At 55.5% G+C, this 14,207-nt stretch carries 13 protein-coding genes; 7 read left to right on the top strand and 6 right to left on the bottom strand.

Going from position 1 to position 14,207, the window contains the following annotated elements:
* Positions 1-1,338: an SrfA family protein gene (locus ACQG1Y_RS12295; RefSeq protein ID WP_017693366.1), complete on the bottom strand. Its 1,338-nt coding sequence runs from the start codon at positions 1,336-1,338 to the stop codon at positions 1-3.
* A 282-nt stretch (positions 1,339-1,620) separates the two neighbouring features.
* Between ACQG1Y_RS12295 and ACQG1Y_RS12290 the strand changes: the two genes are divergently transcribed.
* Together ACQG1Y_RS12290 and ACQG1Y_RS12285 are read left to right on the top strand one after the other, a co-directional pair.
* The gene (locus ACQG1Y_RS12290; protein ID WP_368740397.1) at positions 1,621-3,219 is read left to right on the top strand and encodes an ABC transporter substrate-binding protein; all 1,599 of its coding nucleotides are present in this window, start codon (positions 1,621-1,623) and stop codon (positions 3,217-3,219) included.
* Positions 3,220-3,320: 101 nt separating this feature from the next.
* Entirely contained in the window at positions 3,321-3,554 is a 234-nt protein-coding gene (locus ACQG1Y_RS12285; protein ID WP_169722184.1) for a YdcY family protein, read from the top strand.
* Between the two features lie 3 nt (positions 3,555-3,557).
* Here ACQG1Y_RS12285 and ACQG1Y_RS12280 read toward each other — a convergent pair whose 3' ends face one another.
* Entirely contained in the window at positions 3,558-4,007 is a 450-nt protein-coding gene (locus tag ACQG1Y_RS12280; protein WP_047717466.1) for a DMT family transporter, read from the bottom strand.
* Positions 4,004-4,522, bottom strand: a complete 519-nt coding sequence (locus tag ACQG1Y_RS12275; RefSeq protein WP_047717467.1) for a GNAT family N-acetyltransferase — start codon at positions 4,520-4,522, stop codon at positions 4,004-4,006. Before ACQG1Y_RS12275 ends, ACQG1Y_RS12280 begins: the two co-directional genes overlap by 4 nt.
* Positions 4,523-4,670: 148 nt before the next feature.
* Between ACQG1Y_RS12275 and ACQG1Y_RS12270 the strand changes: the two genes are divergently transcribed.
* The 3 genes from ACQG1Y_RS12270 (at position 4,671) to ACQG1Y_RS12260 (ending at position 7,275) form a co-directional block, all read left to right on the top strand.
* Complete coding sequence (locus ACQG1Y_RS12270) at positions 4,671-5,246, top strand: helix-turn-helix domain-containing protein (RefSeq protein ID WP_017382277.1); 576 nt, start codon at positions 4,671-4,673, stop codon at positions 5,244-5,246.
* 66 nt (positions 5,247-5,312) lie between these two features.
* Positions 5,313-6,347, top strand: coding sequence for an NADP-dependent oxidoreductase (locus tag ACQG1Y_RS12265; protein ID WP_032103593.1), 1,035 nt, complete (start codon positions 5,313-5,315; stop codon positions 6,345-6,347).
* A gap of 259 nt (positions 6,348-6,606) precedes the next feature.
* The gene (locus ACQG1Y_RS12260) at positions 6,607-7,275 is read left to right on the top strand and encodes a GntR family transcriptional regulator (RefSeq protein WP_003856981.1); all 669 of its coding nucleotides are present in this window, start codon (positions 6,607-6,609) and stop codon (positions 7,273-7,275) included.
* Between the two features lie 122 nt (positions 7,276-7,397).
* Here ACQG1Y_RS12260 and pqqU read toward each other — a convergent pair whose 3' ends face one another.
* Positions 7,398-9,515: a TonB-dependent receptor PqqU gene (gene pqqU / locus ACQG1Y_RS12255; protein ID WP_017382279.1), complete on the bottom strand. Its 2,118-nt coding sequence runs from the start codon at positions 9,513-9,515 to the stop codon at positions 7,398-7,400.
* A 246-nt stretch (positions 9,516-9,761) separates the two neighbouring features.
* Here pqqU and ACQG1Y_RS12250 point away from each other — a divergent pair, with 246 nt between their 5' ends.
* Positions 9,762-10,823 (top strand): YncE family protein, encoded by a 1,062-nt coding sequence (locus ACQG1Y_RS12250; protein ID WP_023303790.1) that lies wholly within the window; start codon positions 9,762-9,764, stop codon positions 10,821-10,823.
* A gap of 92 nt (positions 10,824-10,915) precedes the next feature.
* Here the strand turns inward: ACQG1Y_RS12250 and ansP are convergent, their stop codons facing one another.
* Positions 10,916-12,412, bottom strand: coding sequence for an L-asparagine permease (gene ansP, locus ACQG1Y_RS12245; protein ID WP_015570454.1), 1,497 nt, complete (start codon positions 12,410-12,412; stop codon positions 10,916-10,918).
* 327 nt (positions 12,413-12,739) lie between these two features.
* Positions 12,740-13,630 carry a LysR family transcriptional regulator gene (locus ACQG1Y_RS12240; protein WP_368740398.1) on the bottom strand — a complete coding sequence of 297 codons (891 nt, stop codon included), beginning with the start codon at positions 13,628-13,630 and terminating at the stop codon, positions 12,740-12,742.
* A 112-nt stretch (positions 13,631-13,742) separates the two neighbouring features.
* Between ACQG1Y_RS12240 and ACQG1Y_RS12235 the strand changes: the two genes are divergently transcribed.
* Positions 13,743-14,141 carry a (R)-mandelonitrile lyase gene (locus tag ACQG1Y_RS12235; RefSeq protein WP_015570456.1) on the top strand — a complete coding sequence of 133 codons (399 nt, stop codon included), beginning with the start codon at positions 13,743-13,745 and terminating at the stop codon, positions 14,139-14,141.
* The last annotated feature ends 66 nt before the right edge of the window (positions 14,142-14,207 follow it).

The following is a 14,207-nucleotide window of genomic DNA, read 5'->3' as shown; positions in this document are numbered from 1 at the left end:
TCAAACACCTGCTTTCTTGAACGTCAAAGGAACGACGGTGTTGGCATCGTAACGTGCGGTGCATTCCGCCACATCGCTGGCACCTGCCTTACAGGTCACTTCCGGCATCGGATAGCGTGAACCGTCGGTGCAACGCGCGTTTCCGCGCGTTTTGATCAACAGCTCGCCGTTGCTGTGTAATCCGGAAAAGACGTCTACCCGGCAGACAATGTTGTCGCCATGCACGACCCGGGCGAAACCTTTATTGTTCTGGATCTGGTAGCGCAGCGACGGCGGTTTGCCGGTGAGCGGATCCTGCACATCGAGAAACGCGCGCCAGGTGCCGTTCAGGAAGCGCGTTAACCCCGCTTTGACCTGGTTTGCCTCCATCACCATCGCATCTTTCGGTATCGCGGTAATGACCACCGGTTCGGCTGCCGGGGCAGGCGTTTTCACCTTCGGCTCTACCACTTCGGCCTGGTGCAGCGGGAGTTTCAGTTCAAGCGGCTCAACCGTCTTTATGGGGGCCGGAGCAATGGCGACGGGTACTGGCGCTGGTGTGGCAACAGGCGCTGCGATCGGGGCCTGTTTTGGCCAGAGCAGCGGGGTGGCGATGGCTGCAATAATGACGGCGGCAACCGGCAGCAACCACAGGGGGGAGCGACGTTTTTTCTGTATGGCCGCCGGTGCGGGCTCTGGCGGCGCGGCGTTCATGCGCACCGGCTCTGGCGTATACAGTTCATCGTCGGTGATACGGACTGTAGTCACAGGCGTGATAAGCGGCGCGTCGGCCTGCTCAAAGGTCACCACCGGGGCCGGTTCTGGCTCCGGTTCAGGTTCAGGCTCGTTAATCACCACTGGCTCAGGTTCAGTGACCAACGATTCGCGCAGGCAGTCCAGCACGTCATCGCGCGCGTTTTCGTTAAGGTTGACGAAACCCCAGAAGCAGATCACCGGTTTGCCATCCACCAGGAAAACAAAGTTTTCACCGGGAAACTGAAAGGCTTTTGAGAGCAGAGAGCCAAACAGTTGCTGCGCCGTTTTCGGTGACTGAAGGCATTTTTTACTCAGCGACTCCACGCTGGTGAGCGTGTTTTCCAGATAGCGCAGGGCGCGATAACGATCATCTTCATCCGCTGCCTTCCAGCTGGAGACGGTTCCCTCAACCGGGGAGTACCAGTCAACGCGATCGCCGCCGTCGTTGACCTGGGGGATGGCCAGGCAATCAACGATAGCCTGTTGTTTGCGCAACCGAAGCGCTTCGCGGATTTGCAGCGCTGATTCAAAAACGGCCTGTCCGCCGCCGCCAACGGCCTGAAAATCATCCAGATTACCGCTGCGTAAAAGTGTTTTTGCCACGATTTGGTCCTGTAGACTTTTTCACGCCATTACTTTAGCGAATCAGGTAAGCAAGCAAACGGCTGAGGAGACGGCAAAAGGGACGATTTCTTGCGGCATTGATCGTGACGGTTGTGCTTGACGAATAATGGACCTTAAGGCAAATCGGTTTTTGCGGGCTGATGCTAAAACCAGCGAAATGTACAGCTTTAGAATAACCTGATAGTGATTCGTTATTTGTCAGGCCAAAACGTCTGTGCTGTTATTACTGTTCACTATAATAAAACCGAAAGGGTAATAACCATGTCTACAGGGAAAACCGTGCTGGCCCTCGCGCTGAGCGCGCTGCTACCGGCAAGCGCCGCATGGGCGGAAAACAAAGACACCATTATCTACTGCTCCGAGGCGTCGCCGGAGTCGTTTAACCCGCAGATCGCCAGCTCTGGGCCCTCGTTTGTCGCCAGCTCGCAAACGCTGTATAACCGTCTGATTAACTTCGACCCGGTAAAAAACACGCCGGTGCCTTCTCTGGCCGAGTCGTGGACCATTTCGCCAGACGGCAAAACATACACGTTTACCCTGCGTAAAGGGGTAAAGTTCAACAGCAATAAATACTTCAAACCGACCCGTGATTTTAACGCTGATGACGTTATTTTCTCCGTTATGCGTCAGAAAGACCCTAAGCATCCCTATCACAATGTTTCCCAGGGTAATTACGAATACTTTAATGACGTGGGCCTCGACAAGCTCATTCAGGATGTGAAAAAGATCGACGATTATCACGTTCAGTTCACGCTGAGTGAACCCAACGCGGCGTTCCTGGCCGACTGGGGAATGGACTTCGCCTCGATCCTCTCTGCCGAGTACGCGGACGCGATGCTGAAAAAGGGTACGCCTGAAAATGTGGATACCTGGCCAATCGGCACCGGCCCGTATGTGCTTCAGCAGTACAAGGTGGATTCGCTGATCCGCTACGTCGCCAATCCGAACTACTGGGAGGGAGAGGTGCCGACCAAACACCTGATCTTCTCCATCACGCCAAACGTTGAGACGCGTCTGGCTAAGCTGCATACGAACGAGTGTCAGATCATTCCTGCGCCGTCGCCGGTGCAGTTTGAAGCGATCAAGAAAAACAAAGACCTGACCCTGCACTCGGTGGATGCGCTGAACGTGGGGTACCTGGCGTTCAACACGGAGAAAAAACCGTTTGATAACGTGCTGGTGCGCCAGGCTCTGAATTACGCAACGGACAAAAAGGCCATTGTTAACGCGGTCTTTATGGGGTCTGGTACGGTCGCTAAATCGCCGATCCCGCCGAACATGCTCGGCTTTAACAAAGACCTGAAGGATTACGGCTACGATCCGGAAAAAGCGAAAGCGCTGCTGAAGCAGGCGGGTCTGGATAAGGGCGCGGAAGTGACCCTCTGGTCCATGCCGGTTCAGCGTCCGTACAACCCGAACTCGCGACGCATTGCGGAGATGATCCAGGCTGACTGGGCGAAAGTGGGCGTGAAGGCGAAAATCGTCTCATACGAGTGGGGGGAATATCTCTCCGGCATGCGTAAAGGCGAGCATGATTCCGCGCTGTTCGGCTGGATGTCTGATAACGGCGATCCGGACAACTTCGCCGATGTGCTGCTGGGTTGTAACAGCATCAAAACCGGATCTAACGCCGCGCGCTGGTGTGATAAGGGGTATGATGAGCTGGTGCAAAAGGCCAAACTGACCAGCAACCCGGACGAACGTGCGAAGCTGTATGGCCAGGCACAGGAGATTTTCTACCAGCAGGCACCGTGGATTGCGTTAGCTAACGGCAAAACGTTCTACGCGACCCGCAGCAACGTGACCGGGTACAGCGTGAGTCTGATGGGCAGTGACTTCTCGAAAGCGAAGCTGAACTGATCGTATTCTTGCCGGGTGGCGGCTATGCCTTACCCGGCCTACAGTTACCACCCGTAGGCCCGGTAAGCGTAGCGCCACCGGGCATTTGGAAAGGAGTGACAATGCCACATTTAAACGATGTTATCGCCCGCGTCGATGCCGCCATCGAAGAGAGCATAATTACCCACATGAACGAACTGCTGATCGAATTAAGCGACGATGCAGAGCTCAGCCGTGAAGATCGCTATACCCAGCAGCAGCGCCTGCGTACCGCGATTGCGCATCATGGTAAGCAGCATAAAGAAGAGGCGGAGGCGCGCCATGCCCACCTCACGCAGGGTGGGACTATCCTGTAAGGGTTAAAACTGGCGCCGTGCCACCAGCCAGGCGCCGACCACCAGCATCACTGCGCCGCAGACCGGGCCTACCAGCGCCCGCAGGGGGACACCGTTGCTCTTGAGGATGTCCATCACCAGGCCGCCAATCAGCTGGCTTGCCACCAGCACGGCAATGGTCGTTGCCGCGCCCACATTCTGATACCCGCTAATACTGGCAAAGACAAAAAATGACCCCAGCAGGCCGGGTACTAACGTCCACCAGCGCACCGTTGACGCCAGTTCGCTAAACCCCGCCAGGCCATTTTTCATAAGCAAAATGCTGACAAACAGCACAATCCCCACCAGCGAGTTCAGCAGCATGGCGATAAGAATAGTGGAAGAGGATTGCGTAATGCGCACCATCAGGGTGTTTTGTACCACCAGCCCAATCCCGGCGGCCACCAGAAACGCTAACGTCAACGATTGATTCATGGCAGAGCATCCGGATCGCTGCGCTCATCGAGCTGGAGTTGCATAAAGGTTAAATCCAGCCAGCGACCGAATTTGGTTCCCACCTGCGGCATATTACCGGTGGTAACAAAGCCCAGGGTTTCGTGCAGATGAATCGACGCATGGTTCTGCGCCTCGATACCGGCAACCATCACATGTTTACCAATCTGGCGGGCTTCCTTGATTAATTCCGTCATCAGCAGCCGACCGATGCCTTTGCCCTGATGATCGGGATGAACGTAAACCGAGTGCTCCACCGTATGGCGAAAACCGTCGAACGCTCGCCAGTCGCCAAATGAGGCGTATCCCGTCACAACACCTTCTTCTTCACTGACCAGCACCGGATAACCCAACAGCGTGCGCGCCTCAAACCATGCAATACGGTTATCGGTGTCGACAGTTGTATCGTTCCAGATGGCGGCGGTGTGCAGCACCGCATGGTTATAAATTTCACCGATAGCGGCACAATCTTCTTTGCAGGCATGACGAACGATCATGGTAAACCTCTGGCTGTGTTGTTTACTATAGTAGTACGATTCACTCACAATATTACACAGTTCTTGTGTTGCATCGCTACGACAAAATCCCTATTTTTTTGTCACCAAACTGCCCCGAAAAACCATCCGTACACTATAGTATGACGTCATGAACACAATGACAGACAATATGAATCAACGCATTAGCGCCCGCATACGCCTTGAACGCGAGTCGCGGGGCTGGTCATTAAGCGAACTGGCCGAACGGGCAGGTATTTCACGCGCCATGATCCATAAGATTGAACGGGGGGACAGTAGCCCAACGGCGACGCTGCTTGCCCGGTTATCCGGTGCCTTCGGTATTAGCATGTCTACGCTCATTGCGCGCGCGGAAATGCAGGAGGGCAAACTGTTACGTCTGGCGAACCAGCCCGTCTGGCGCGATCCGCAAACCCACTATTTACGTCGTCATGTGTCGCCGCGCAGCGATATGCCTATTGACCTCGTCCAGGTGGAACTGCCCGCGGGCAGCGATGTGCCGATGCCCGCCTCCTCTTATGCGCTGGCGCGACAGCTGATTTGGTTGCAGGCAGGTGAACTGGTCTTTCTGGAGGGGGACACCCGCCATGAAATGAAGGCCGGAGATTGTCTGGAACTCGGGCCGCCGAACGACTGCCGGTTTATTAACGAAACGGATGAATCGTGCCTTTATCTGGTCGTGCGGCTTAATCAGTCCGGCTCATAATGCAAAGGCGATCCGCTGGATAACGTGCCAGACTTGAATGACATTTTCAGCTGTAAGGAGCGATGAATGAGTCAATCAACTACGCAAAACCGACGCTGGGTACTGGCTTCCCGTCCACACGGCGCACCGGTTGCCGAAAATTTCCGCCTGGAAGAGCAGCCGATCCCCACGCCCGCAGAGGGGCAGGTGTTATTACGCACCGTATGGCTCTCGCTTGATCCGTACATGCGGGGCCGTATGAGCGATGCCCCATCCTATTCACCTCCTGTCGAGATTGGCGCGGTGATGGTGGGCGGCACGGTAAGCCGCGTCGAGACCTCCCGCCATCCGGATTATAAAGAGGGCGAGTGGGTTCTGGGCTACAGCGGCTGGCAGGAGTATGAACTTTCCGACGGGAAAGGACTGGTCAGGCTGGGCGAAAACCCGTCGCACCCTTCATGGGCACTCGGCGTGCTGGGAATGCCGGGCTTCACCGCGTATATGGGGCTGCTTGATATCGGCCAGCCTCAGGCGGGGGAAACGCTTGTCGTGGCGGCAGCCACGGGGCCGGTCGGCGCAACGGTGGGGCAGATCGGTAAAATCAAGGGGTGCCGGGTTATCGGCGTGGCCGGCGGGGAGGAGAAATGCCGCCATGCGGTCGACGTGCTCGGTTTCGACGCCTGTCTGGATCACCATGCGGATGATTTTTCCGAACAGCTGGCGAAAGCCTGCCCGCAGGGCATTGACGTGTATTATGAAAACGTCGGCGGTAAAGTCTTTGACGCCGTACTGCCGCTCCTGAATACCTCCGCGCGCGTACCTGTTTGCGGACTGGTCAGCGGCTACAACGCGACCAACCTGCCGGATGGTCCGGATCGCTTGCCGCTGCTGATGGGGACCATCCTCAAAAAACGCATCCGCATGCAGGGCTTTATCATCGCTCAGGACTATGGTCATCGTATCGACGAGTTCCAGCAGGAAATGGGACGTTGGGTGAAGGAAGGCAAAATTCACTATCGCGAGCAGGTCACCGAAGGGCTGGACGCGGCGCCGGAGGCGCTGATTGGGCTGCTGGAAGGGAAAAACTTCGGCAAGGTCGTGATCCGCGTGGCGGCGGACTAAACAGAGCATCGGTTATGGCGGGCAAAGTCCGCCATAATTATTTGTGAAGATACGATATATTGTCTTTAATTAATCCATAAGCATTGCGCGCCATCGGCCCAGCTGAGCCAGAAGTGGTAAACGTAATATTAATTGAACAATTTTTATTTTAACGCGCGCCCTTCATACCAGGCATGACGATACAGGATATATCAAACCGGCGATGTTTTTTTAAACAGTCGCTGAAAATGGCATTTTGTTTTGGCTACGGGAATTAAACATGCTTGATTTGGAAAACCTGGAAAAAGCACAAAGAATCAGTCTGACGATGCAAGTTGAGAACAGTTTAAAGGGAGCGTTAATTACGGGCTCATTAAAACCTGGGGCTCGACTCATCACGAAAGAGATTGCGGATAAATTAGGCACCAGCATCACACCGGTGCGCGAAGCCCTGCTGCGCCTGGTGTCGGCAGGCGCATTACAGGCCACGCCTGCTCAGGCGTTTTTGGTGCCAGAGGTTACGCTGGAGCGTTATAACGAAATTAACGCCATTCGAAAACAGCTTGAGCCGATGGCCGTTGCGGCGGCGTGTCAGAATATGACCGAGACCAAACTGGATGCATTACGCGCGCTGTCAGATAACTTCAGCACCGCCATGCATCAGGGCGACGTGCAGAAGGCGATCCATGCCAACCGCGTGTTCCGGTTTACGCTTTATCAGTATGCCGAAATGCCGACCCTGAACTCGCTGATTGAGCAGCTCTGGGTACGGATTGGTCCGTGTATCAACTACCTGCACGAAGAGATGAAAGATATCCCTGCAACGACTTACCATTATGCCGATCTGCTTTCTGCGCTTGAGCAAAGGGACGTGACGGCCAGTCGGGAAGCGATCGACCGAGCCATTGATGAAGCTAATATCCTCCTGCAACGGCAATACTACAGTTAAGGATCGCACTGGCGCACTTATTTTTTTATTCGTTTTAAACTTCCCTGAGTATATTCCCGGCGCTTAAGGCTACCGGGAATGATGTTATTTTTTACCGGCAACGTGCGCTGCCGGAAAATGTTTTACTCAAAGCGATAAGAGACCGACAGGCCCACGCCATAGTTACGGCCAGGGGCGGGTTCGTAATAGCGATTGTAGCCGGCGTTTACAATCTCTGAACCGACGTACTCTTTATCAAACAGGTTATCGACGCGACCAAAGATGTCCATTCCCCATTTGCCGTAATTGAGTTTATACCCGGTATTCAGACCGACCACGGTATAAGAGGGCGCTTTGGCGGTATTGGTGTCGTTTGCCATCACGTCGCTCATGTAGCGGGCATCTGCCCCCGCGTACCAGCCTTCCTCAGGCTCCCAGCCAAACGACGCATACCCCATGTTACGGGCAATCCCCGGCATCCGGTTGCCGCTACAGTCTGCATTGCTACAGACGTTGGTACGGTAGGTCGCATCGAGATAGGTCCACGCCATTTTCAGCTTCCAGTTTTCGGCAAACTGCTGGTCGAGCGCAATTTCCACACCCTGACGGCGCGTTTTCCCCGCATTTTTGTAGGTAGTGCGACCATCTTTGTTTTCGTCCACCACGATCTCGTTGTCGGTATCCGTGCGGAACAGCGCCGCCGTCAGGATGCCATTGCCGATGCGGGTTTTGCTGCCAATCTCATAGGTGTTGTTGGTTGACGGTTGCAGATTAATATTGAGGCCGCCTTTGCCATCAGAACGGTAGGAGAGTTCGTTGATGGTCGGGGTCTCAAATCCACGTCCCGCCGCGGCATAAAGGTTCCAGGCGTCGGTCACGGCGTATTTCACCGCACCAGCCGGGAGCCATTTATGGTAGCTGGCGTCACCGCTGTCATCGCCGTTTTGCGGGGTAATGTAATGATCGTTGGAGTCAAACCAGACGGAGCTGTAACGCACGCCCGCCTCAACGGACAGCTTTTGCGTGAGCTGCCACTGGGTTTGCAGGTAGGGATCAAGGTTCCACATCAGGTTACGTTCGTCACGGCGTTTGTTACCCTTCACGCCAAAATCCGGCACGCCGTTGTTCATCACGAAGTTTTCATAACCGCGGCGATTTTCACTCATATTTTCGTAGTTAAGGCCGGTGGTAAACGTTACCGGCACCAGCAGCTCGCCGCGGTGGGTCCAGCGGGTATCAATACCCTGATAGTGGCGCTGCATATCAATTACGCCGCCCGAATGCGCTGGATTTTCAGTCTGCGTGGTATCCGGAATGGACTGGTACTGGGTCATTTCACGCTCACCGGCGTACATCATCACGCTGAGGTCGTCCTGTTCGCTCAGCTGACGGTCGTAGCGGATCCCAGCCTGGGTCTGCTTAATGGTTTTACGCGTATTGTACTGATCGCCACGGGGTGACTGGCGCGGGTTGTTCTGCCACTCCTGATAACTCAGTCCGCCCGGATCGTTGGCTTTCATGTCCACGCTGTTAAAAATCAGCGTTAGCTTGCTGACATCATCAATGCGCACGCCCAGTTTCGCGTTGGCGAGGTTTTTCCGTGCGCCGCTGTGGTCACGATAGCCATGTGTGGTGAAACGGGTGGTGGATACCGCATAGTCCACATCCCCCGCCTGAGTCCCGTCGCCCACCGCACCGGTGGCCTTCATGCCGTAACGCCAGGTGCCGTAGCTGCCGTAATAGCTGCTGGCTTCAATTGTGGCTGGCTGTTGTCCGGTCTGGGTGTTGATGTTGATCACGCCGCCGGAGGCATTGCCGTACAGGGCAGAGAAGGGGCCGCGCAGCACGTCGACGCTCTCAATGCTGTTGAGGTCAATGTTTGACGTCTGCCCCTGGCCGTCGGGCATGGTTGCCGGAATGCCGTCCACGTACATGCGGATCCCGCGTACGCCGAAGGTCGAACGCGCGCCGAATCCGCGAACGGAAAGTTGCAGATCCTGAGCATAGTTCTGGCGGTTCTGGATTTGCAGGCCTGGTACGCTCCCAAGGGATTCAGAAAGGTTGATGCGCGGTGTGGCATGTCGCATATCCTCGCCGCTCACCACGCTGACTGCGGCCGGGGTGTCCAGTTCGGAGACGGTTTGCGGCGTGGCGCTGACGATCAGGGTCTGTTCATCCGCGGCCATCGCACTCAGCGGGCCAAAAATGACGGGAACGAAGAGCAGTGGTAGTGATGCCTTACGGGCAGTAATAATTTTCATGGAGTAAACCGGTTAAGAAAAATTCGAACCAAATCAACTGGAACCTGTGTATATATGTTAAATCCTTTGTAAATGTTATGAAAACTATAACCGCACATTTCGTGAATGTAAGGTTTTGAAGGAAAGAAATACTCCACATTCAACTCATTAATGATTACTATTCTCATTAAAATAACGGCAAAGCGATGACTTTGCCCACCGGAAGTGATGTCAGCGGTAAATCTCCTCATTTAAAAAGGAATTGTTATGTCTTTACGTCATCTGTGCTCGCCGCGCCTGCGTGGGTCTCTGCTGTTGGGCTCTTTACTGTTTGCCGGTACGTTCCAGGTTCATGCCGCTGAAGAGATGCTGCGCAAAGCGGTCGGCAAGGGCGCGTATGAAATGGCCGTCAGCCAGCAGGAAAACGCGCTGTGGGTTGCGACGTCACAAAGCCGCAAAACCGATAAGGGCGGCGTGGTCTATCGTCTGGATCCGGTCACGCTGGAAGTGACGCAGGCGATTCATAACGATCTCAAGCCGTTTGGCGCCACGATCGATAACGCCACCCAGACGCTGTGGTTCGGTAACACCGTCAACAGCACCGTGACGGCGATTGACGCCAAAACGAGCGAGGTGAAAGGGCGCCTGGTGCTGGACGATCGCAAGCGTAGCGACACGGTGAAGCCGCTTCAGCCGCGCCAGCTGGTGGCCGATGACACGACCAATACGGTGTACATTACCGGTATCGGCAAGGAGAGCGTGATCTGGGTTGTTGATGGCGCAACGCTGAAGCTGAAGGACACCATCACCAACACCGGCACGTTCAGCACCGGTCTGGCCCTGGATGCGAAGGCAAAACGCCTGTATACCACCAATGCGGACGGCGAGCTGGTGACCATTGATACGGCAACCAACAAAATCCTCAGTCGTAAAAAAGTGCAGGATGACGGAAAAGAGCACTTCTACCTGAACCTGAGCCTGGACACTGCCGGCCAGCGTGCGTTTGTGACGGATTCAAAACAGCCAGAAGTGCTGGTGGTGAATCTGAAAGATGGCAGCGTGATGCAGAAAATCGCCGCGCCAGCATCGCTGGCCGTACTGTTTAACCCGGCGCGTAACGAAGCCTATGTGACGCACCGCGAGGCGGGCAAGGTGAGCGTGATTGACGCCAAAACCTACAAAGTGACCAGGACCTACGATACCCCGGTTTACCCGAACAGCCTGGCGCTGTCTGCGGACGGTAAAACGCTGTACGTAACGGTGAAACAGAAATCAACCCGTCAGCAGGAAGCGACCCAGCCTGACGATGTGATTCGTATCGCGCTGTGATGGTGGAATTGCCCGGTGGCGCTGCGCTTACCGGGCCTACAAAACCATGAGATGTAGGCCGGGTAAGGCGAAGCCGCCACCCGGCTTTTTTATTAACGCGAGGTTTCTTCTACCAGCGGTGCGTCGTGCTTTTCATCGTCGTGATGAAGCGGCGCGGTGCTGTGGATCTCGTGAACGCGCTTACGCACGCCGAACCAACCAGCAATCAGCAGAACCGCCAGCAGTGGGATCGTCGCGATGGTGTAAGTACCGTTCGGGTAGTCAAACGCCATCAGTACCAGCACGCTGAACAGGAACAGCAGGGTGAGCCAGGAGGTCACCGGTGCGCCCGGCATCTTGAAGCACACATCAGCCGCTTTGCCTTCTTTGATCGCTTTGCGCAGACGCATCTGGCAGACCACAATAAAGGCCCAGGAGGCGATAATCCCCAGTGCAGCCACGTTCAGAACGATCTCAAATACGCGGGACGGCACCAGATAGTTCAGGAACACGCCAAAGACGTAAACCACCAGCGTGGCCAGAATCCCCGCATAAGGAACCTGCTGCCTGCTCATCTTCGACATAAACTTCGGCGCAGAGCCTCCCATCGACATGGAGCGCAGGATACGGCCCGTCGAATAGAGCCCGGAGTTCAGGCTGGAGAGCGCGGCGGTCAGTACCACGATGTTCATGATGCTGCCCACGTACGGCACGCCCAGCTTAGAGAAGAAGGTTACAAACGGGCTTTGCCCCGCCTGGTATGCATTCCACGGCAGCAGCAGCACCAGCAGCACCACGGAACCCACATAGAACAGACCGATACGCCAGATCACGCTGTTGATGGCTTTTGGCACCATCGTCTGCGGATCTTTACATTCGCCTGCCGCCGTACCGACCAGTTCGATGGAAGCAAAGGCGAACACCACCCCCTGCACCAGAACCAGCGCTGGCAGCAGGCCGTGCGGGAAGAAACCACCGTTATCGGTAATCAGGTGGAAGCCGGTTGCGTTACCGTCCAGTGGTTTACCGGTACCGAGGAATACGGTTCCGACCACCAGGAAGATCACAATGGCCAGCACCTTCACCAGTGCGAACCAGAACTCCATCTCGGCGAACCATTTCACGCCGATCATGTTCATGGTCCCGACAATTGCCAGCGCCCCAAGGGCGAACACCCACTGCGGCACATCGCCAAACGCGCCCCAGTAGTGCATGTACAGCGCAACGGCGGTGATATCGACGATACCGGTCATCGCCCAGTTAACGAAGTACATCCAGCCCGCGACATACGCGGCTTTTTCACCAAGAAACTCGCGGGCGTAAGAGACAAAGCTGCCGCTGGAAGGGCGGTGGAGTACCAGTTCGCCGAGGGCGCGAAGGATGAAGAAAGAGAAGATCCCGCACACCAGATAGACCAGGGCGAGAGCGGGGCCAGCCATTTGCAGACGTGCGCCTGCACCTAAAAACAGACCTGTACCGATAGCGCCGCCGATGGCGATCATCTGCACCTGACGGTTGCCCATCGCCTTGTGATAGCCCTCTTCATGAGAGTTCAACCAGCGACGTTTCGCAGCATGATGATCGGCTGCGCTTTTATTGCTTGTTTTCATTGAGTTACCTGTTTGCCTGTCTGAACCATTAACGTGATAGTCCTGCCTGGCAGAAGCCGAAACAAACGATTGCTTCTGCGCAGACACATGCCGCCTTTCCAGTCATTCTGTGTATGGATAAGGCAAAACATGGCGAGGCATCCTACCCGCAATTGTTAAGTGACGCAAAATATAACCGTGTCGAAAGTGATGCTCGTCGAAGGAAATCGTGTGGTCAGAGCAGACGGCGATCACAACGCGCTGAATCGTGACGTTTTTTTAGGCAAAAAGGTCTGCGAATGCTGATTTAATCATCAGGTTTACTTAATAGTTACTTATAGGTAGAGCTTATAAATGCCGCAGGGCTGCAATAAGTAATGCAAACGCGGTAGTGTGCTGGCGGCGGCTCGGATAGTACAGATGGTATCCCGTAAAAGCCGGGCACCAGGCTTCAAGCACACGCACTAACCGGCTCTCAGCAAGGGCGTCCTGAACCGCATCTTCCGGGACGTACGCCAGCCCCAGACCGTTTTCGGCGGCATCGATGCGTTGCGGCAGGCTGTTGAGGATCAGCTGGCCGTCAACCCGCACGCGCAGCTCACGTCCGTCCCGTTCAAATTCCCAGGCATATAATCCGCCGCGTGTGGGCAGGCGCATATTAATGCAGCGGTGCTGATCAAGCTGCTCCGGCGTTTCCGGTACGCCGAAACGTTGCAAATACTCTGCCGACCCGACGACCGCCATGCGCATGTCCGGCGCAATACGAACGGCAATCATATCTTTCGCCACCTGCTCACCCAGACGCACCCCCGCGTCAAAGCGGCCATCGACAATATCAGTCAGCCCATTGTCCACCGTGACTTCAACGTTGATGTCAGGATACTGCGCCATAAAGGGTTTAAGCACAGGCCACAGCACCGCAGACATGGCGTGCTCCCCGGCGGTAAGGCGAATATTCCCGGCAGGTCTGTCGCGGGTATCACGCAGCGCGGTGAGTTCCTGCTCGATCTCCAGCAGATGGGGGCTTAAGCGCATAAAGAGTTGCTCGCCGGCCTCGGTAGGAGCCACGCTACGGGTGGTGCGGGTTAACAGACGGACTTCCAGCCTCGCTTCCAGATTGCGCATTGCGTGGCTGAGCGCCGACTGAGATACCCCAAGCTGCGCCGCGGCGCGGGTAAAGCTGCGCTCCCGGGCGACGACCATAAAGGAAAGCAGATCGTTGAAGTTGTCTTTTAACATGGCGGTTTACTCGATTTATGAATTGAATTCATGGTTCCTTTCTGATTATGCACTCTAATGCTCCCCATGGCTTTACGCTACTGTTAACGCAACAGCAAACGAGGAGTTAATCATGAAAATTATCCGTAGCGGTTCGTTACCTTCCGTTCAGGGGCCAGAGGCCTGGTTTACCGGCTGCGTGCGCATTGACGCGCCTTTCCAGGCGACTGAACCGGCAAAAGTCGGCGGCGCGACCGTCACCTTTGAACCCGGCGCACGTACCGCCTGGCATACGCATCCTCTTGGACAAACGCTGATCGTGACGCAGGGGCGCGGCTGGTTACAGGAGTGGGGGAAAGAGGCTGAACCCCTGAATCAGGGTGATATCGCCTGGATCCCACCCGGCGTGAAGCACTGGCACGGCGCAAGCGCGCAGACGGCCATGACCCATATCGCCATCGCAGAAGCTGTCGACGGGAGCCCGGTGGCATGGCTGGAGAAGGTCACCGACGAGCAGTATCCAAACGAGTAGTCTGGCGTTTCGTAAACAAATTATTAACGTTATGATTCGATCCGTTTTCTTCAGCATGTGCAGGCG

Origin of the sequence: Enterobacter cloacae complex sp. 397G4 (genome assembly GCF_050031515.1) — a bacterium.
GTDB classification, from domain to species: Bacteria; Pseudomonadota; Gammaproteobacteria; order Enterobacterales; family Enterobacteriaceae; genus Enterobacter; species Enterobacter hormaechei_C.
Note: the sequence above shows the minus strand (reverse complement) of the source record. Positions and strands in the feature narration are given on the sequence as shown.

Bases quoted from the DNA above. Each gene is read 5' to 3' on its own strand.
- ACQG1Y_RS12290 (WP_368740397.1), top strand. From the start codon at position 1,621: ATGTCTACAGGGAAAACCGTGCTGGCCCTCGCGCTGAGCGCGCTGCTA.
- ACQG1Y_RS12285 (WP_169722184.1), top strand. From the start codon at position 3,321: ATGCCACATTTAAACGATGTTATCGCCCGCGTCGATGCCGCCATCGAA.
- ACQG1Y_RS12280 (WP_047717466.1), bottom strand. From the start codon at position 4,007: ATGAATCAATCGTTGACGTTAGCGTTTCTGGTGGCCGCCGGGATTGGG.
- ACQG1Y_RS12275 (WP_047717467.1), bottom strand. From the start codon at position 4,522: ATGATCGTTCGTCATGCCTGCAAAGAAGATTGTGCCGCTATCGGTGAA.
- ACQG1Y_RS12270 (WP_017382277.1), top strand. From the start codon at position 4,671: ATGAACACAATGACAGACAATATGAATCAACGCATTAGCGCCCGCATA.
- ACQG1Y_RS12265 (WP_032103593.1), top strand. From the start codon at position 5,313: ATGAGTCAATCAACTACGCAAAACCGACGCTGGGTACTGGCTTCCCGT.
- ACQG1Y_RS12260 (WP_003856981.1), top strand. From the start codon at position 6,607: ATGCTTGATTTGGAAAACCTGGAAAAAGCACAAAGAATCAGTCTGACG.
- pqqU (WP_017382279.1), bottom strand. From the start codon at position 9,515: ATGAAAATTATTACTGCCCGTAAGGCATCACTACCACTGCTCTTCGTT.
- ACQG1Y_RS12250 (WP_023303790.1), top strand. From the start codon at position 9,762: ATGTCTTTACGTCATCTGTGCTCGCCGCGCCTGCGTGGGTCTCTGCTG.
- ansP (WP_015570454.1), bottom strand. From the start codon at position 12,412: ATGAAAACAAGCAATAAAAGCGCAGCCGATCATCATGCTGCGAAACGT.
- ACQG1Y_RS12240 (WP_368740398.1), bottom strand. From the start codon at position 13,630: ATGTTAAAAGACAACTTCAACGATCTGCTTTCCTTTATGGTCGTCGCC.
- ACQG1Y_RS12235 (WP_015570456.1), top strand. From the start codon at position 13,743: ATGAAAATTATCCGTAGCGGTTCGTTACCTTCCGTTCAGGGGCCAGAG.